General features: G+C 37.1%; 21 protein-coding genes and 2 pseudogenes. 9 read left to right on the top strand and 14 right to left on the bottom strand.

The annotated features are described in order from the left end of the window. Nucleotides 1-63 precede the first annotated feature (63 nt). A complete protein-coding gene (locus tag AC5YC8_RS13615) occupies nucleotides 64-768 on the top strand; it encodes an IS6-like element IS1008 family transposase (protein WP_496120262.1) in 705 nt (234 codons plus the stop codon). A 208-nt stretch (nucleotides 769-976) separates the two neighbouring features. Here AC5YC8_RS13615 and AC5YC8_RS13610 read toward each other — a convergent pair. Further along, nucleotides 977-1,261, bottom strand: a pseudogene (locus AC5YC8_RS13610) (ATP-binding protein); the annotation flags it as partial. A 679-nt stretch (nucleotides 1,262-1,940) separates the two neighbouring features. Here AC5YC8_RS13610 and AC5YC8_RS13605 point away from each other — a divergent pair. After that, entirely contained in the window at nucleotides 1,941-3,428 is a 1,488-nt protein-coding gene (locus AC5YC8_RS13605; RefSeq protein ID WP_004870779.1) for a SulP family inorganic anion transporter, read from the top strand. A 12-nt stretch (nucleotides 3,429-3,440) separates the two neighbouring features. Next, nucleotides 3,441-4,292, top strand: a complete 852-nt coding sequence (locus tag AC5YC8_RS13600) for a universal stress protein (RefSeq protein ID WP_496120360.1) — start codon at nucleotides 3,441-3,443, stop codon at nucleotides 4,290-4,292. A 162-nt stretch (nucleotides 4,293-4,454) separates the two neighbouring features. Here the strand turns inward: AC5YC8_RS13600 and AC5YC8_RS13595 are convergent, their stop codons facing one another. The 7 genes from AC5YC8_RS13595 to arsC form a co-directional block, all read right to left on the bottom strand. Further along, entirely contained in the window at nucleotides 4,455-5,546 is a 1,092-nt protein-coding gene (locus AC5YC8_RS13595) for an ArsO family NAD(P)H-dependent flavin-containing monooxygenase (protein WP_425265714.1), read from the bottom strand. A 96-nt stretch (nucleotides 5,547-5,642) separates the two neighbouring features. Beyond that, the gene (trxB, locus tag AC5YC8_RS13590) at nucleotides 5,643-6,593 is read right to left on the bottom strand and encodes a thioredoxin-disulfide reductase (RefSeq protein ID WP_031380726.1); all 951 of its coding nucleotides are present in this window, start codon (nucleotides 6,591-6,593) and stop codon (nucleotides 5,643-5,645) included. A gap of 18 nt (nucleotides 6,594-6,611) precedes the next feature. After that, nucleotides 6,612-7,316, bottom strand: a complete 705-nt coding sequence (arsH, locus tag AC5YC8_RS13585) for an arsenical resistance protein ArsH (RefSeq protein WP_004644739.1) — start codon at nucleotides 7,314-7,316, stop codon at nucleotides 6,612-6,614. A 4-nt stretch (nucleotides 7,317-7,320) separates the two neighbouring features. Beyond that, a complete protein-coding gene (gene arsB, locus AC5YC8_RS13580; RefSeq protein WP_004644740.1) occupies nucleotides 7,321-8,361 on the bottom strand; it encodes an ACR3 family arsenite efflux transporter in 1,041 nt (346 codons plus the stop codon). Between the two features lie 5 nt (nucleotides 8,362-8,366). After that, nucleotides 8,367-8,840 (bottom strand): arsenate reductase ArsC, encoded by a 474-nt coding sequence (locus AC5YC8_RS13575; RefSeq protein WP_031380725.1) that lies wholly within the window; start codon nucleotides 8,838-8,840, stop codon nucleotides 8,367-8,369. Nucleotides 8,841-8,844: 4 nt separating this feature from the next. Then, nucleotides 8,845-9,168: a metalloregulator ArsR/SmtB family transcription factor gene (locus AC5YC8_RS13570; RefSeq protein ID WP_031380724.1), complete on the bottom strand. Its 324-nt coding sequence runs from the start codon at nucleotides 9,166-9,168 to the stop codon at nucleotides 8,845-8,847. Nucleotides 9,169-9,212: 44 nt separating this feature from the next. Then, on the bottom strand, nucleotides 9,213-9,641 hold the full coding sequence (arsC, locus tag AC5YC8_RS13565; protein WP_496120364.1) for an arsenate reductase (glutaredoxin): 429 nt from the start codon (nucleotides 9,639-9,641) through the stop codon (nucleotides 9,213-9,215). A gap of 315 nt (nucleotides 9,642-9,956) precedes the next feature. Between arsC and AC5YC8_RS13560 the strand changes: the two genes are divergently transcribed. Next, the gene (locus tag AC5YC8_RS13560) at nucleotides 9,957-10,532 is read left to right on the top strand and encodes a recombinase family protein (protein WP_075316580.1); all 576 of its coding nucleotides are present in this window, start codon (nucleotides 9,957-9,959) and stop codon (nucleotides 10,530-10,532) included. Between the two features lie 185 nt (nucleotides 10,533-10,717). Here the strand turns inward: AC5YC8_RS13560 and AC5YC8_RS13555 are convergent, their stop codons facing one another. Then, entirely contained in the window at nucleotides 10,718-11,419 is a 702-nt protein-coding gene (locus tag AC5YC8_RS13555) for an IS1 family transposase (RefSeq protein WP_496120367.1), read from the bottom strand. A gap of 362 nt (nucleotides 11,420-11,781) precedes the next feature. Beyond that, nucleotides 11,782-11,910 (bottom strand): hypothetical protein, encoded by a 129-nt coding sequence (locus tag AC5YC8_RS13550; protein WP_496120371.1) that lies wholly within the window; start codon nucleotides 11,908-11,910, stop codon nucleotides 11,782-11,784. Between the two features lie 317 nt (nucleotides 11,911-12,227). Between AC5YC8_RS13550 and AC5YC8_RS13545 the strand changes: the two genes are divergently transcribed. From AC5YC8_RS13545 to AC5YC8_RS13535, 3 genes are all read left to right on the top strand, one after another. Next, the gene (locus tag AC5YC8_RS13545) at nucleotides 12,228-12,488 is read left to right on the top strand and encodes a helix-turn-helix domain-containing protein (RefSeq protein ID WP_496120372.1); all 261 of its coding nucleotides are present in this window, start codon (nucleotides 12,228-12,230) and stop codon (nucleotides 12,486-12,488) included. 227 nt (nucleotides 12,489-12,715) lie between these two features. Continuing rightward, nucleotides 12,716-13,750 carry a hypothetical protein gene (locus tag AC5YC8_RS13540; protein WP_496120374.1) on the top strand — a complete coding sequence of 345 codons (1,035 nt, stop codon included), beginning with the start codon at nucleotides 12,716-12,718 and terminating at the stop codon, nucleotides 13,748-13,750. A 1-nt stretch (nucleotide 13,751) separates the two neighbouring features. Continuing rightward, nucleotides 13,752-14,624, top strand: a complete 873-nt coding sequence (locus tag AC5YC8_RS13535) for a hypothetical protein (RefSeq protein WP_496164867.1) — start codon at nucleotides 13,752-13,754, stop codon at nucleotides 14,622-14,624. A 157-nt stretch (nucleotides 14,625-14,781) separates the two neighbouring features. Here AC5YC8_RS13535 and AC5YC8_RS13530 read toward each other — a convergent pair whose 3' ends face one another. Both AC5YC8_RS13530 and AC5YC8_RS13525 read right to left on the bottom strand, forming a co-directional pair. Beyond that, nucleotides 14,782-15,072 carry an addiction module antidote protein gene (locus AC5YC8_RS13530; RefSeq protein WP_004969304.1) on the bottom strand — a complete coding sequence of 97 codons (291 nt, stop codon included), beginning with the start codon at nucleotides 15,070-15,072 and terminating at the stop codon, nucleotides 14,782-14,784. A 1-nt stretch (nucleotide 15,073) separates the two neighbouring features. Next, nucleotides 15,074-15,370: a type II toxin-antitoxin system RelE/ParE family toxin gene (locus AC5YC8_RS13525; protein ID WP_004647749.1), complete on the bottom strand. Its 297-nt coding sequence runs from the start codon at nucleotides 15,368-15,370 to the stop codon at nucleotides 15,074-15,076. A gap of 216 nt (nucleotides 15,371-15,586) precedes the next feature. Here AC5YC8_RS13525 and AC5YC8_RS13520 point away from each other — a divergent pair, with 216 nt between their 5' ends. After that, nucleotides 15,587-15,712, top strand: coding sequence for a hypothetical protein (locus AC5YC8_RS13520; protein ID WP_419339385.1), 126 nt, complete (start codon nucleotides 15,587-15,589; stop codon nucleotides 15,710-15,712). Nucleotides 15,713-15,805: 93 nt separating this feature from the next. On the opposite strand, the gene AC5YC8_RS13515 is transcribed toward AC5YC8_RS13520, so the two are convergent. Both AC5YC8_RS13515 and AC5YC8_RS13510 read right to left on the bottom strand, forming a co-directional pair. Next, complete coding sequence (locus AC5YC8_RS13515) at nucleotides 15,806-16,888, bottom strand: hypothetical protein (RefSeq protein ID WP_496120379.1); 1,083 nt, start codon at nucleotides 16,886-16,888, stop codon at nucleotides 15,806-15,808. Between the two features lie 286 nt (nucleotides 16,889-17,174). Then, nucleotides 17,175-17,684, bottom strand: a pseudogene (locus tag AC5YC8_RS13510) (ISNCY family transposase); the annotation flags it as partial. 65 nt (nucleotides 17,685-17,749) lie between these two features. On the opposite strand from AC5YC8_RS13510, the gene AC5YC8_RS13505 reads away from it, so the two are divergent. Beyond that, the coding region (locus tag AC5YC8_RS13505) for an IS6-like element IS1008 family transposase (RefSeq protein ID WP_496120276.1) at nucleotides 17,750-18,377 on the top strand (628 nt) is incomplete at its 3' end.

The raw sequence follows: 18,377 nt of genomic DNA, 5'->3' as shown, positions 1-18,377 counted from the left end.
GGCACTGTTGCAAATAGGCTGACATGATAAGCTAAATATCTTATTTATTTCGAGATACAGCAGATGAATCCCTTCCACGGTCGGCACTTTCAAGGTGAAATCATTCTTTGGGCTGTTCGTTGGTATTGTAAATATGGCATCAGCTATCGTGAACTTCAAGAAATGCTCGCTGAACGAGGCATAAATGTGGATCACAGTACAATTTATCGTTGGGTTCAGCGTTATGCTCCAGAAATGGAAAAACGGTTACGCTGGTATTGGCGTAATCCTACAGATTTACATTCATGGCATATGGATGAGACTTATATCAAAGTGAAGGGGCGATGGACTTACCTGTATCGTGCAGTTGATCAATGGGGTCATACGATTGACTTTTACCTTTCCGCTAGACGGAACAGTAAATCAGCCTATAGTTTTCTAGGAAAGATCTTCAATACGGTGAAAAAATGGCAAATTCCACGGGTCATCAATACAGATAAAGCAGCGACCTATGGCCATGCTTTATCACGATTAAAGCGAGAAGGAAAATGTCCAGTAGATATTGAGCACAGGCAGATTAAGTATAAAAATAATGTCATTGAATGTGATCATGGTAAGTTAAAGCGAATCATCAGGGCCACATTAGGATTCAAATCTATGAAGACTGCTTATGCCACAATTAAAGGTATTGAAGTCATGCGTGCACTACGTAAAGGACAAGCATCGTCATTTTATTATGGTCAGCCTCAGGGTGAAGTGTGTCTAATCAACAGGGTTTTCGGTCTCTAAGCACTTTTTAAAGGGAACATCATCGACTCAAATCACTATTTGCAACAGTGCCGTCTGGAGCTACTCAAACAACGTGAAGTCACGCTTTATGCTGTGGCATTTAACCATGCTGATGACCACCAGGATCAAACGATTGCGATGGATACCATTCAATATTTAAAGGAGTATCTGACCCGGTATTTTCCAACAGCCGTATGGCTGGATATCCCTAAGCTTGCATGTCACGCTTAGACACGCTGTACTTTATTTCAATGCTGAGCCCACCATAGGGTCGACGGGCATTGAAAGAGAGCTGATAGCCATATTGTTTTAACAGGTTAGCAGTTAATGGCAGTCCTAAACCATGGCCATGCTGCTGAGCAGATTTGCGCCAGAAGCGTTGTCCTAAATGTTGAATATCTTCTGCTGTAAGTTGCTGGCCATTATCTTCAATCACCAGGCAACCAGACTGCATGGAAATCCAAATCTGTTCAGCCTGTGCATGCAACAGTGCCCTCAAATCACTATTTGCAACAGTGCCCCTTTTTCTGGGTATACAAGCCTAAATTTTATGGAAGGGATTCATATGCTGCACCTTTAGCTAAAAGAGTATTCAGCTTACTATTCGTGGTTATTTGCAACAGTGCCTTCTGGTAAGGGTCGGCACCGGCACATCAAAAAAATCTCTCCCTTAGTACGGTTGTTTCTATCGGGAGCAGAATATTCATTTCGTTACTTTAGACCATGCTCTAAAGTTACACTAAAGTGTTGATCTAAGAAAAAGTATCAATTTTTATCTACCCTTTGTAAAATTTATATCACTTAAGCGCAATCCCAATAAAATAAGCATGTACAAAATAAAAGTAGCTGTCTTTAACTGCTATTTTTGATGGTTGTTCAAATCCATTTCTTCAAGGGAACATCATTGACTCAAATTTTTATTTGCAGAAGTGTCCTATATTTTCTTTCAAATTGCGGCTAGGGTGGATATAAAAGGACCTAGCTGCTATCATTGCCCCCGAAATCCTCCAAAATAGATATCTTTCTTAATATGACACTTACGCCACCATAAGTTTATTTACCTCTTAATTCAGTAAATAACTCATCACTGTCTAGTGATGTGGTGTAGTAGCTTGTGTGTCATATATCACATCACTAGCCTTTCCTAAAATTTAAAAAAATAGGCTATTTTCATGTTATCCACTATTCGAGAACAATGGTTCTCCAATATTCGCGGGGATGTTCTTGCGGGTATTGTTGTTGCTTTGGCTCTAATTCCTGAAGCAATTGCCTTCTCCATCATTGCAGGTGTCGACCCTAAAGTCGGGCTATATGCTTCATTCTGTATTGCAGTCGTGATTGCTTTCGTAGGTGGTCGCCCTGGTATGATTTCTGCTGCAACTGGTGCAATGGCTTTATTAATGGTCACACTGGTTAAAGAGCATGGTCTGCAATACTTATTAGCAGCCACAATTTTGACAGGATTTATTCAAATCCTAGCAGGTTATCTAAAATTAGGTGCTCTGATGCGGTTTGTATCAAAGTCAGTCGTGATTGGCTTTGTGAATGCCTTAGCTATTCTAATTTTTATGGCTCAATTGCCTGAACTCACCAATGTGACATGGCATGTCTATGCGATGACAGTTGGAGGTTTAGCTATTATTTATCTATTCCCTTATATCCCAGTGATAGGGAAGCTTTTACCCTCTCCTCTCATTTGTATTGTCCTCCTTACGCTCTTTGCCTTGTTCATTGGTTTAGATGTAAGAACCGTAGGCGATATGGGGCAATTACCAGATACGCTACCAATTTTCTTACTTCCTGATATTCCTTTAAATCTTGAAACTTTAGCTATTATTTTGCCTTATTCACTGGGATTAGCAGCCGTCGGTTTGCTTGAATCTATGATGACCGCAACAATTGTGGATGATTTAACCGATACCAATAGTGATAAAAACCGTGAGTGTAAAGGACAAGGTGTTGCCAATGTCGCTTCTGGCTTCTTAGGCGGAATGGCAGGCTGTGCCATGATTGGTCAATCCATTATTAATGTGAAATCTGGTGGACGTACCCGTTTATCATCATTTAGTGCTGGGGTCTTCCTGTTAATTATGGTGGTGTTTATCAGTGACTGGCTCAAAGTCATTCCAATGGCTGCACTGGTTGCGGTCATGATCATGGTAGCAATCGGAACATTTAACTGGGATTCATTACGAAATATTCGCCAATATCCAGTTTCTAGCAATATCGTGATGATCGTTACAGTCGTCGTGGTCGTTGCAACACATAACTTGGCTTATGGCGTATTAGTCGGTGTACTTCTTTCTGCATTATTTTTTGCCAATAAAATTGAACGCTACATGGCAATTCAGTCCGAATTTAATGAACCTGAAAATACCCGTATTTATACGGTAACAGGTCAAGTGTTCTTCAGCTCAGCAGATAAATTTACTTCTGCATTTGATTTCAAAGAAGCACTTTCAAAAGTTGTGATTGATGTTAGTCAGGCTCACTTCTGGGATGTGTCTGCGGTCGCTGCCGTAGATAAAGTGGTCATTAAGTTTAGACGTGAAGGCACAGAAGTCGAACTTATTGGAATGAATGAAGCTAGTAAAACATTAGTTGATAAGTTTGGTATCCACGACAAACCAGATGCTTTAGATCGCTTAAATAGCCACTAAGAGGGATGAAAAATGTCAAAAATTATTGCATGTATTGATGGATCATTAGTAACAAATACTGTGTGTGATTATGCAGCTTGGTTTAGCGATAAACTTAGTTCACCTATTAAACTATTGCATGTCATTGATAAGCCAAAAGCGAAAGCCCCACAAGATTTAAGTGGCGCAATTGGTCTAGGAAGTCGAGAAACCTTGCTAAACGAGTTAGTTGAACTCGAAGAACGTAAGGGGAAAATTGAGCTAGAGCATGGTCAGATTCTTCTTCGGGAAGCAAAGAATTATCTATTGGAGAAGTTCTCTATTGATGCTCAAAGTTTTCAACGCCATGGCAGTCTTTTAGAAACAATTATGGGAATGGAAGAAGACATTCGAGTTCTTATTATGGGGAAGCATGGAACTGAAACCGAGCATGATTCCAGTAAAGTTGGAACCCATATTGAAAATGTTGTTCGTGCCCTTCATAAACCCGTATTAATAACATCTGCACCCTTTAGTCCACCTAAGTCTTTTTTAATTGCTTTTGATGGAAGTCCTACTGCACGTATTTGTGTAGACAAAATTGCAAATAGTCCTTTATTAAAAACCCTGACAGCTCATGTGGTATATGTTGGTAAGCCAAATAGTGATATGACATCTCAAGTTACTTGGGCAAAAGAGCTGCTTGCAAATAATGGTTTTAATGTAATTGATATCGTACTTGAAGGTGATGTCGATAAATCAATATTAGATTACCAAGAGAAAAACGCTATTGATATGATGGTGGTTGGTGCATATGGTCACTCAAAGATACGCCAGTTTTTTATTGGGAGTACGACGACCAAATTGTTGTCAAGCTCAATAAAACCTGTACTTTTATTGAGATGACACTAAAGCCTTGAATAGATTTTTTATCTATTCAAGGCTTGGTATTTATAATTAGGTAGGGCGACTAAAATTATGAAAATGGAATTACTTTAACTCACCTGATATAGCTGAAGCATGAAAGTAAAAGAATTGGCTTTAAAATCATCTAAGGGAGTAGATAGCTTATTTTTCTAAAGAATTTTTAGTATCAACTTCGTGTAGATAAGCAACGATTTCATCCACTGTGGCTCTCGCTGCCCTTGAAACACCCACCAGTGTCGCTGAACCAGGTCCGGTCCATTCACCATATCCTACTAACCATAGGTTAGATTGTTTGACTGATCTGCTTCCTTCAACCAGTATCGTATTATTTTCCTCTACTATTCCAAGTGGCTTTAAATGGTCTAAAGTCGCTTTAAATCCAGTACACCAAATCACTGCATCAACCTGTTGAAAAGATCCATCTTCCCAAATCACGCCATTTTCCGTAAAAACCGAAAATGGGCGCTCACTATGTAAAACGCCTCGTGCACGTGCATCTTTGACTGAATCAATCATGACAATATCACCCAGACCGCCAACAGGCTGATCTATTGTACGGCCTTCTAATTGTGCCTTTAAACGCTCTGTCGCACGTAAAAACAGTACACGGCCATCAACATCATCTGCTAAAAATTGAGGAGGTGTTGGCGTGATCCAAAGAGTGTCTGCCACTTGGGAAACTTCAGCCAAAATTTGTGCTCCAGAATTTCCACCACCGACTATCATGACGTGCTTATCTTTAAAAAGTTCTGCATTTTGATAATGGGCGGAGTGTAATTGCAGACCTTTGAAATTTTCTTGGCCAGGGTAAGATGGGATATAAGGATGACTCCAGGTGCCCGTTGCACTGATTACAGCCTTGGCTCTCCATGTCTGTTCACCTGCATGCACACTCAATACTTCTCCTTCGCTTTTGACGTGATCAACATATACAGGACGAATAATCGGAAAGTGGTAACGCTGCTCATATTGCTGCAAGTATTCAATAACTTCTTTCTTGGTCGGATACGTTTGTTCTGTATTCGGCATAACCCAACCTGGTAAGGAACTCCAGCTATTCGGTGAAAACAGACGCAAAGAATTCCAAGCATGTAACCAGGCTCCACCTGCTTGATTTTGATCATCTAAAATAATAAATGGTATTTTTTTTCGCTTTAAAAAATAAGCTGTAGATAAAGCTGCCTGTCCACCACCGATAATGATGACATCAGTTTCCGTCTGTTTCTGATTCAAAGCCTTGTCCCCTTTTATTTTTTCTTTAATATAAAAACCCAATCCTGAAGACTGGGCTTTTACAATATTCACTATATTTTTATGACAACATCAAAATCAACTTAAACTATCAAGATATTTTTCAGCATCTAATGCAGCCATACAACCGGAGCCTGCTGAAGTAATCGCTTGGCGATAAACTGAATCAGCCACATCACCGGCAGCGAATACACCTGGCACTGAAGTAGCAGTGGCATTCCCCGCTGTTCCGCTTTGGATCTGAATATAGCCATCACGTAACTCAAGTTGCGCTGAAAACATCTCAGTATTTGGTTTGTGACCAATTGCCACGAATAAACCCTGTACCTCAATATCTTGCTTTGATCCATCTACAGTGGATTTTAAACGCACTCCAGTTACTCCGGTGTTATCGCCTAACACTTCATCCACTTGATTGTTCCAAAGAATGCTAATTTTGCCTTCTTTCTGTTTTGCAAAAAGATGGTCTTGTAGAATTTTTTCAGAACGCAATGAATCTCGGCGATGTACTAAAGTCACGTGAGCTGCAATATTAGACAGGTAAAGCGCCTCTTCAACCGCAGTGTTACCACCGCCTACAACCATCACCTTCTGGTTCTTATAGAAGAAACCGTCACAAGTTGCACAGGCACTTACACCTTGCCCCATGAATTTGGCTTCAGACTCAAGACCTAAGTATTGTGCCGTTGCACCTGTGGCAATAATCAGGGCATCACAGGTGAGTTCTTCCATATCGCCTTTCAGCACGAATGGACGAACGCTTAAATCCACTTTACTGATATGGTCATAGACGATTTCGGTGCCAAAACGTTCCGCATGCGCTTGCATACGTTCCATGAGTGCGGGGCCTGTTAAACCTTCTGGATCACCCGGCCAGTTATCGACTTCAGTGGTCGTGGTTAATTGACCACCGAGTTGTAAGCCTGCAACTAAAGTGGGTTTAAGATTAGCCCGTGCTGCATATACCGCAGCGCTGTAACCCGCAGGACCTGAGCCAAGAATGATTAATTTAGAATGTCTCTTTTGCATTTAAGATCACCTGGCAGCTTACAAACTGCGCTGATTGACACGTTTAGATAATTCTTCAGCTGATTCCTTACGTTCTGAATAACGATCTGTCAGGTATTTGCTTTGTCCACGAGTCAGTAGGGTGAACTTAAATAACTCTTCCATCACATCCACAATCCGGTCATAGAAAGCCGAAGGTTTCATTCGTCCATCTTCTTCAAACTCCAAAAAAGCTTTTGGAACTGAAGACTGATTTGGAATGGTGATCATCCGCATCCACCGCCCCAAAATACGCATCTGGTTCAGGCTGTTAAAGGACTGTGATCCGCCACTGACTTGCATCAAGGCAAGAGTTTTACCTTGGGTTGCACGGATTGCCCCTCCTGCCAGTGGAATCCAGTCGATTTGAGATTTAAAGATGGAACTCATAGAACCATGGCGTTCAGGTGAACACCAGACCATGCCTTCTGACCATGCTAAAAGCTCATGCAACTCTTTTACTTTTGGATGCTCAGTATCCGCATCTTCTGGTAAAGGAAGCCCTTTAGGATGAAAGATTTTTATTTCCGCCCCAAAATGCTCAAGGATTCGACCGGCTTCAAGAACTGCAAGGCGACTGTAAGAACGTTCTCGATTAGAGCCATACAGCAGCAAAATTCGCGGAGGATGAGCAAGTTCTTTGGCTTGAACTTTTTCAAAGGTGGGTTGCTCAAGAAGATTTAGATCTACATTTGGGAGATTCATAGAGTTAGGCCTCTTTAAAAACTTTCTTTCTCAGCCAGAGTGAAACACTCACCAAGGCAATCAACACAGGAACTTCGACCAGTGGGCCAATAATCGTGGTAAAAGCAACAGGGGACGCGATACCAAAAGTTGCAATCGCTACTGCAAGTGATAATTCAAAATTATTCCCCGCTGCGGTAAATGCAATTGCTGTGGTCTTAGGATAGTCATTGCCCATCCATTTACTCATAAAGAAACTGATGAAGAACATTAAAACGAAGTAAATGGTTAAAGGAATCGCGATGCGTAAAACTTCAAGCGGAAGACTCACGACATCACCGCCTTTTAGGCTAAACATGGCCAGAATGGTGAACAGCAAAGCCATTAAACTCAGCGGACTGATTTTCGGAATGAACTTGGTTTCATACCATTCCACGCCTTTCTGTTTCACCAAAATCCATCGCGTTAAGAAACCTAATAAGAACGGAATACCAAGATAAACCAGAACAGCATGGGTGATGGTCCAGAAATCGACATTAATGACCTGCGAAGCGACACCAAAATAGGGTGGCAGGAAGGTCAGGAATAACCAGGCATAGGTACTGAAAAATAGAATCTGGAAAATGCTGTTAAAGGCAACTAATGCTGCAACATATTGATTATCACCACAGGCCAAGCCATTCCACACCAGAACCATGGCAATACATCGAGCAAGACCAATCAGGATGACACCGGTCATATATTCTGGATAACTATGTAAAAATATGATTGCCAGGGCAAACATAAGTACTGGCGCGATCAGCCAGTTTTGTACTAAGGATAAAGTAAGGGTTTTCTTATCCTTAAACACTTGTGGCAAAGTCGCATAGTTCACTTTTGCCAGTGGTGGATACATCATTAGAATAAGACCAATCGCGATTGGAATATTCACTGAATCAATGCTTAATTTATCGAGTGCGACAGAAGCCTGAGGAAAGAAGTTTCCGATGGCAATGCCTAAGGCCATGGCAATAAAAATCCATAGCGTCAGGTTGCGATCTAAAAAAGATAAGCGTTTTTCAGACATTTCACTTACTCAACGTTCGAAATTTGATTAATTGCTGCAATCAATTCTGAGCGAGATAGTTTATCTACATTAAGTTTAAATAAAACATCTAAGCGACGATTGATATGTTCAACAGTGCTCATAAAGGCTTTCATTTTTTCTTCTTTATTCACGTCTAAGTGTGAAGGATCAGCCAAGCCCCAATGTGCCTTGATTGCTCCACCCAAATAAAGTGGACATGCTTCTTGAGCAGCAGAATCACATACTGTGATCACAACATCAGGTTGATATTGTTCACAATCATTAATTGTTTTACTCCATAAACCTTCGGTAGATAATCCTAAGTTTTCAAGGGATTCTAAAGTTAGCGGGTGAACTTGACCTGAAGGCTTACTCCCAGCGCTATAGGCTTTCCAACCTTCTGGTGCTCGGCTATTAAACAAAACTTCAGACAAAATGCTACGGCAGCTATTTCCAGTACATAAAAATAAAAATTTCATTGAATTACTCACAATAACTATTTACAGAAAGGGGGTGTTGATCATCCGGCTTTGATTGAGATTGAACCGTCTTCAAAATATCTAAAATTTCATAACACCAGTCGGCCAATTTTGGATTGATACTGTAGTAAACCCATTGGCCTTGTCTGCGATCTTGAAGTAGCCCTGAAGCACGTAAGAGGGCTAAATGCCTGGAAATTTTAGGTTGACTGAGTTGTAGTTTTTCAGTCAAATCACACACACATAGTTCTTTATTTTCAACAATTAATGTCACTATATTGAGACGTGTTTCATCTGATAAGCATTTAAAAAAATTAACTTGATCCATATAAGTCTTCTTCACATTCTTTCCATTCAAGAGATGAGAAAGTGCTATTTAATTCTTTGGCCATTTTCATCAATAATTTTTTCACCATCTTCTTTGCTAAATGCGCCTTTTTGAGGTGACGGGAGAATATCCAAAACAACTTCAGAAGGACGACACAAACGTGTACCTAAATCAGTAACAACAAATGGGCGGTTAATCAAAATGGGATGTTGAAGCATAAAGTTTAAAAGCTGTTCATCAGACCAATCTTCCCGATCAATTTCTAAATCAGAATATGGAGGTACATTTTTACGAATTGCTTCTCTAACAGTTAAACCAGAACTACGAATAAGTTCAATTAATTCTGCTTTCGAAGGTGGGGTAATTAGATATTCAATAACGGTTGGTTCAATTCCTGTATTTTGAATTAAAGCTAAGGTATTCCTTGATGTACCACACTCAGGATTGTGATAAATCTTTATGGTTGAGAACATTTTGACTGACTCTGCTATTAGAAACTCAGATATATTTATATATGAATTTCCATATATATGCAAATACGTATATTGATTTTATTTAAATTACTCAATGCCAATAAGTGTATATATATTCTTGCAAATTCTTATGAGTGAGAAAAAACTCGTTATTTAAATATGTAAATTTAGAGTAAACCCTAAAGTAACAATATAAAAGTTCTTAAAACTATGTAACATTTAAATGATTTTTAACCATATATAACATGTAACTTTGATATTTAAGATTTATAATTTACGAAATTGTTCATTTTTATCTAATTGGGGCGTGAAAGAGTGAAAGGCCAAAAAGTAGGTTATGTGCGAGTGAGTTCGGTCGAGCAAAATACAGGGCGTCAACTTGAGGGAATTGAAGTCGACCGGATTTTTGTTGACCGTGCTTCGGGTAAAAATACCGACCGACCGAAATTTCAAGAAATGTTGAACTATGTCCGGGAAGGGGACAGGGTGATTGTACATTCCATGGATCGTTTTGCACGAAGTCTAAAAGATTTGGTCACTGAAGTAGATAAACTGGTCAAAAGAGGGATCGCTATCCAGTTTGTAAAAGAGAATATTACTTTTACTGCCCAATCCACGCCGATGGATAATTTGATGCTGCAACTGATGGGTGCTTTTGCGCAATTTGAACGTGAAATCATTCTGGAAAGGCAAAAGGAAGGAATTAAACTCGCCTCTGTTCAAGGGAAGTACAAAGGCCGGGTACATAAATTGAAGCCTGATAAAGCTGAAGCTTTGCGACAAGCATGGAAGGAAGGGCAGTATCCTTCAAAAATGGCATTAGGCCAGGCATTTGGAATTAGCCGCCAAGCGGTATACCGCTATTTAAAAGCCGGAGAGGAACTCAGTTGAAATTGGCGACTATAATTATTTATCTTATGAAAACTGTGGAACACTGACCCGGTACGGTTCATCTACGAGTTTCCATAAATCTTTATCAGTAAAGAGTTTGAAGCAATCTACTATGATAAGATGAACCCGTTAGGTCAAGTAGCCTAACTTAAATAAAAGGTGGTGTTTCCAAAAGTATGCTGAAATTAAATGAAGCCATTATTGATATAAAAGAAGGTTAAGTCGAAGGCTTTAAAATGGTTTTCAAGCTTTTTCGAAAAATTACAACTTTTCCTAAAACTACGTCTAATTCGATGCCTTATTTTACAATTATTTCCTTCAATACCTACAGTAAAAAACTTACCAATACTTTGCTTACAGTTTTTAAAGGCAGTCACAAAACTATCCCAGTGATCACTTGAAATTCGGGTGTAGTGAACACCTAATTGCTTTAACTTTGCCTTCAATCGTTGGACTGTCGCCAGATCTCGTTTACCCCAAACATAAGCAACAATTTCACCTGTTTCTCTATGGTATGCGTAAATAAGCCATTGTTTATTCTTTTTATTTCCTACAAAAGTCCAAAACTCATCAACCTCAATAGATTCATAATAATTTTGCTTAGGGCGAATTTTATAAGTGGATTTACTTAATGTTCGTAAAACCTTACCTATGCTGACACGCTCGGTTTCTGCAATATCTCTTATACCATCCCCTCTAACCATCAGGTGGAGTATTTTATTTGTTATACCAGAATGACAACCTCGGTAACTAAGAGCATGATCCCCAATAAACTGACGCTTGCAGTTTTTACATTGATAGTTTTGCTTACCATTTAGTTTGAAGCCATTTTTCTTTATACTGTCACTTCGACAGGTTGGACATTTGATTTCTAGTGTTATTTGCATCTCACTATTTTATCAAAAGCCAACCTGTTTTTTTTCAGCATACTTTTTGAAACACCACCAAAAATTTAATGATGATGTACGTAAATCTGTAATTTATCAAAGTGTTTGGAAGCATAAAAAAGAATATTTTGAGGCAAATAAACTTTTTATGCAGGTATTAGAAGCTTTGGCTACTCATCAATATGAGGATCAAAAGTTATTCGAATATGAGATTGATAAGCAGAACCGGGAAAATACTAAATAGATTTCTCCAATTTTTAAACTCATCACTCCAAAACACCCTACAATCCTTATATAGCAAGGGTTTAAGACTTGTTTTAATTAATTTATTTTTGAAAAAATGGAGTAGAGCGTTTGCAATATCAATAATGATATTCAGATTCTGTAAGCACAGCAATTTCATCTGCATGTGCTGTATATTCATCTAGATTATCGAGCAATTCAGCTTCCGAGAATGGGAATTTATTTTCTGAAATTTCAACAGTATTCATATTTTAAATCCGAGAACAAAGTAGTGCTTTAAAAAACTGTACTGCGTACTGCTGAGAAACTTGGTCTCAGTATGGATCAACTTGCTCAGGTTCTAGGTGTAGATCACTCGGCAATAATTAATATGGGGGAGATCCTGTTTCAAAGCCTGGTCAGCAAGCATTGTTATTGATGTTCCAGTCATTATATGCGTTGAACTGTGGTGATGTAGAAGCAATTCAAACTTTTACGCATAAAGTTTGCTATATAGCGAACTTTAAATATTTTATGAATAAAGTTCGCTATATAGCAAATAAAATGCTTTGGAGTTCGATGAAAAATGGCTTCTAGAAAAGAAATTGGAGAACAAATTAGGTCAGCGAGAAAGAAATTGGGGTATACACAGAAAATGGTTTCAGAAAAAACTGGAGTCAATAAAACAACGATTTCAGAAATCGAGAATGGCCATTTCACTGGTTCTTTCCACTTATTTGAACTTGTTCTCTGTAGTGTTAAATTACAGTTTGAAGTGGTGCCTAAAAAGTATGAATTTCCCAATTGGTATGAAATCGAATCTTTATTCAAAGAAGAAGATGAATAAAGCGAATACCTATCTATAGCCGCTTGAGTTGATGAACGAACGAATTTCGCATAAGAGATTTTATGTTAAATGCTAGATTCTTTTTGCTATCTAACTAGAAGGTGTCTACAAAGCGTGTGGTTATTCAAAATTTATAAGCACATAATCAGAGAAAATATAGGAAATATCTATTAAATATCTCAATTAATCAATACTATATGATTTAATAATAAAAGGTTGTTAATGTAATGAATTCAATAGATCCAAAATTTAAGTTTTTATCGATATGTGATGATTTGGTTATTAAGGGAAAAGTATTATTTGCCGAAACAACTTATGAAAAGGCCTTAGAGTACTTATACCCATTGATAACAAGACTCGATATTCAGAGAAATACATTAAATACAAAACTGTACTCTAGATTGGAATATGACATTATTGAAGGATGTGTAATGCCTCCAATTACTGTATCTCTTATACATAGTGTTTCTGACGATGAAGCTAGTGATGTTACAAACATTCAGAATTATATTGAAGACCATATAAGTGATGCATTCATTCTTGATGGTATACAACGCTTAAATGCTTTACATCGAGCATCAACAAAAGATGGCTATGATCCTAGTAGAAAAATTTATCTAAATTTTATTCTTGCGAAGTCAAGAGATAAGTTTTTGTATCGAATGATCACACTAAACAATGGACAACGTCCTATGTCTGCTAGACATCAGATAGAGATTCTTGCTGACTTGTTCTATGACTTTAACTCTATGGATATTAATTTATTAGCCGAGAAATCAAACTCAAAAGTAAGAGGACCAAACTCTTTTAAGAAGGCTGATTTTGTACAAGGATATTCGTCATTTTTAAGTAAAAATATTAATATTGATAATGAAAAAATAATTGAATCGAAGATGGATGAGATTCTTGCTTCTAAAATTATTGAGAATAAAGAAGTAAATATAGATTTTGCCGAAGTAGTTGAATTAGTTAATAAAAGTGATGATGATCAGTTTGTCGCAAGTTGGCTTAGAGTACCAAATAATTTCATTGGATTTTGTGCTGCTGTAGGATTTTCATTAGAAGATATTTTGAATAATAGTATTGATGATTTCTTTTTCCAGATTAAAAGATTTGAAGAGTGTTTCTTAGCTTTGAACGTCAGTAAGATTAAAGTGGGCAAAGCAAGAAAACTATCTGTTTATAACTTTATCAAAGATTATCAAATGTATAAAACCTACGATAACAATGACTTAATTCTAGAAATGGCAACCTGGGTGTAAAATGTATTTCAAATACAAAGAGCTTAATTTTCATTCTTCTAGAAAGCAAAAGTGGATGGAAGGAAGTCTATCCCCTCAGATTCTTTTGATTTATTTATTGTTAGGGAAAATCAGCCCTTGTGATGTAGAGCAGAAAGTTTATATTCAAAATCTCAATTACTTTTCAATACCTCCAATTGAACAAAATGATAGCTTTAATTCGTCTTTATGTAATCTATTGGCTAGTAATGATTTAAATATAAGCTCACGATTGTTCTATTCAAAAATTAATTATTCTAACTCTAATTTTTACTTGGATATTTTGGCGGAATTTCATTATTACTTTCATTTATATAGCAAAAAAAACTATGAAGCTTCTTTTTTATTCTTGTATAGAATAATGGAGAGGTTCTCATATGCAATTCCACTGTTATATAGCCGAATAAATAATAATTATTTTGGAAGCTTTGAAAGTTTCAAGAAAATGTTTACTGCTATTGGTAGTGATGGTAAGGAAATAGGATTTTTCTCAAATTTTATAAAAGATAATCCTGATTTTCTAAGTCCTTATGATCCATTGATTACTAAAATTAGTTTTAACTTCTCTCCGTATGACGATAAAGATAAGTTTATTAAAGTCTTTAAAACTCATTGTTCTCAGTTTTGTGAGATTGACGAATATAATGGAATTGTTGAAGTTGAGATGAACAAACTCATTGATTTTTTTGTAACTTTAAGGAATAGAATATTCCATTATAGGTTCGGTGATGGAAAAAATAATATAAAGTTTAGCTCAATGAAAAATCCACAATATCTGTTTAAGATATTGAGTGAAGGCATAGCCAATTATTTAGCTATAATTTGTTTGAGAATTTGTATTAAAGATATTCAATGAATCTAGCTTACATTAGATGGCTGTTAGTTATTCATAGTACATTTGAATTTTGCGAGCCTTAAGTATTAGTAAATTTATCTAAAATTAACATAATACACCTTATACGAATCTAAAAATGGGAGCCTTTAGCTCCCATTTTTACTATATTTTTAAAGTTTTAAGCGTGTTGTACTGTGAGTTTTAAGCCTAAAGCATTTACTACACGATTAATCGTATCAAAACGTGGTGCTGAATCCTGACGTAGGGCTTTGTAGAGTGCTTCACGCCCAATCCCTGCTTCTTTAGCGATTTGAGTCATGCCACGAGCTTTAGCAATAACACCAAGTGCATGGGCTAATTCAGCTGGATCATTTTCTTCAAGAACCATATTGAGATACATCACAATGTCTTCTTCAGTTTTGAGCGACTCAGCCATATCAAAACTTGGTAAATCAGCGACTTTAACCATTTTAATCCTCCAATGTTTTCGATAGTTTGACTGCCCGATCGATGTCTTGTTGTTGAGTTGATTTATCTCCACCACCAAGCATTACAATCACAACGTCACCATGTTGGATGTAATACATCCTCCATCCAGAACCGAAGAATTCTCTCATTTCCCAAACGCCATCTTGGAGAGGTTTAATGTCTCCCCAGTTTCCACGTTGAACCTTATCTAATCGACGATTCAGGCGGATACGGGTCATATTGTCTTTAATGCCATCCAACCATTCATCAAATTCTGGAAGACGTTTAATTTCAATCATGAGGATTCCTTATCTTCTCACTATATTGTATTCGATCGAATACAATATGCAAGTAATTTATACGAACATCCATTAATTTCGTATAACACCATTATGTTAAATACATAATTTTTTTGGTTAAAATTTAAACTTTTTTACTGTTTTTCAGGCAAAATGCATATTTTTTTGAAGCCATACTTTCCTTGTCAGATGTTCAAACATTTTAAGGAGAAAGCAATGACACAAACAGCGAATGATCAACGTGCTACAGTAAAAAATCCTAATAATATTCAACATACGCAGAATCAGGACAACCGTAGCCGACAATTGAATCCTAATCATAAACCTACGAAATCTAAATAAGGATGAAAACTATGAGCACAGCAGGTTGGCCTAGTACTACTGGAAATCCATCAGGTGGTGGCCGAGACAATAATCCACCTCGTAAATAAAAATTTATTTATCTTGTAATATCAATTCAGAAGGCCAAAGATATTGGCCTTCTGAAGGATATTTCTTCAGGAAGGCTTCCCATATCACGATAAAATCTTCTGATGTAGCTAACGTAGAAACGCTGGCTGTTTTTTGAAAATGTTTATAATAAAAGTCTTGCCAAAAATATATTAACCATAGGCCAGCTATGGCATTAATACTTTCAAACCACTTATCTTCTGGAAGTTCATTTTTCAGGAATAAATAATTCTCTTCTGAGACTTGTTCATAAATTTCATCATTTTTAAACTCACCATAAGGTAGACCTAGGAACTCATAGACTTCATTCAAGTAGCATAGTCTTCTGTTTTCTCTAACTTTTTTAATTAGTTGTATAAATTCTTTAATTTGTTCATCTTCGAGAGAAGGATCTAACCATTGCTCAAAACCATTAGTTGGAGGAATAGTCTTCAGAATCTCGACTTTATGTCCTTTTGTTGCTTCAAACTTTGCATTTATCTTTAAGATAAATAAAAGAAAATCTGTAAAAGTTTTTGATGGGAAGTATGGTCGTTTATTTTTAAACTTAAACTTTAATGCTTGGTTTAGTGAGATTGATTGGAATCCCCACTTCTTAGAAATTAAATGATCTAAGTGAATTAAAATTAGCAGTATATTGACGCCAGAATTTCTAAGCATCTCATGACTAATAATATTCTTTAAATCACCGTTAAAGCTAAAGTTATTTACCAGAAAATCATGTAGTTTGCAGACATCTTCATATAAAAAATTATTTTTTTCTAATTCTGAAAATAGCTTTATATGCTCATTCCAATAAAAAAAATCGTTATTCTTAATTGGATATAGTTCTAAGATTTTTAAGCAGTATGCAAAATTATAGTTTTCTTCATCTACAGCTAAAGAAGTTGCTGAATTAAGTACGAAAAACCCCATTTCTGAAGCAAATTCGGATTTAATTTTAACTTTAGCTATTTCATCATTTTCAAATGGAACATTAGTATATTTTTTCTCAATTTTACCTAGTTTCTTAGCCAGGTTTTTATCCATATTTTTCAATATTAAACAGTAGAATTCTAAAGGATTCATGGATGCCCTAATTTTTTAAAAAATCTAAAATTAACATAATACGCGTTATACGAAGTTAAAATGTTAGAACCCATTTAAAGTGTCTATATTCTCACCAATAAAAATGTCTGGTTTATGATGGTTTTTATCACCATGGACTGGATATAAAATATAGATGCTGATCACTATGTCTGACAAAGAAATTCAACGTCTTGCAGTTCTGCAAGACGTTCGAGATCAATGGGTTCTAACAAGTTCTGTTATTCCAAAGTAGAAATGTCCTACCTAATAACCAAATAGAAATGTCCTATACAGACACTTCCAAGTCAAGCACAGGATTCAGATTTCGTTGTTGAATTGCTGTTTTCTGTGCACGTCTACGTGGCATAGCTTGAGAACGATTTCGTTTGTTTTGCTGTTCCAACTCTTCATGCTGCTGTTGAATATGTGCCAGCACAGAACCCAAACGTTTATTCTCAACGATCTCTCGCTGGTTGAGCTGACTTAATTTATCAAAGATGCTGTAATTGATCTTCCGACCTTCATGCATGATAGCTACAGTACCATCCGGATATTCTAGAAACTCAAGATACTTGCCGATCAACCTTTGATTTTCTTCTGTATTTTTCAGGAGATATACGCATTTATCATAAGTAATGGTCAGACTCTTCGTGACTCTGCGAGGTTCACGCCAGGTAAAAATATCATCTAACCCCTCGGCTGTTTCAGTGACAGTCCGGTGTAGATCCTTGGGATTAAAAGCCATCTTGGCAAATTTACGATTAAACTGCTCGATAAAACAGGGCAACCACTTATTCGGGCACTGTTGCAAATAGGCTGACATGATAAGCTAAATATCTTATTTATTTCGAGATACAGCAGATGAATCCCTTCCACGGTCGGCACTTTCAAGGTGAAATCATTCTTTGGGCTGTTCGTTGGTATTGTAAATATGGCATCAGCTATCGTGAACTTCAAGAAATGCTCGCTGAACGAGGCATAAATGTGGATCACAGTACAATTTATCGTTGGGTTCAGCGTTATGCTCCAGAAATGGAAAAACGGTTACGCTGGTATTGGCGTAATCCTACAGATTTACATTCATGGCATATGGATGAGACTTATATCAAAGTGAAGGGGCGATGGACTTACCTGTATCGTGCAGTTGATCAATGGGGTCATACGATTGACTTTTACCTTTCCGCTAGACGGAACAGTAAATCAGCCTATAGTTTTCTAGGAAAGATCTTCAATACGGTGAAAAAATGGCAAATTCCACGGGTCATCAATACAGATAAAGCAGCGACCTATGGCCATGCTTTATCACGATTAAAGCGAGAAGGAAAATGTCCAGTAGATATTGAGCACAGGCAGATTAAGTATAAAAATAATGTCATTGAATGTGATCATGGTAAGTTAAAGCGAATCATCAGGGCCACATTAGGATTCAAATCTATGAAGACTGCTTATGCCACAATTAAAGGTATTGAAGTCATGCGTGCACTACGTA

It is taken from the genome of Acinetobacter sp. FY731, from assembly GCF_059515905.1.
The sequence above is the reverse complement of the archived record's forward strand: the minus strand, read 5'-3'. Positions and strand labels throughout refer to the sequence as shown.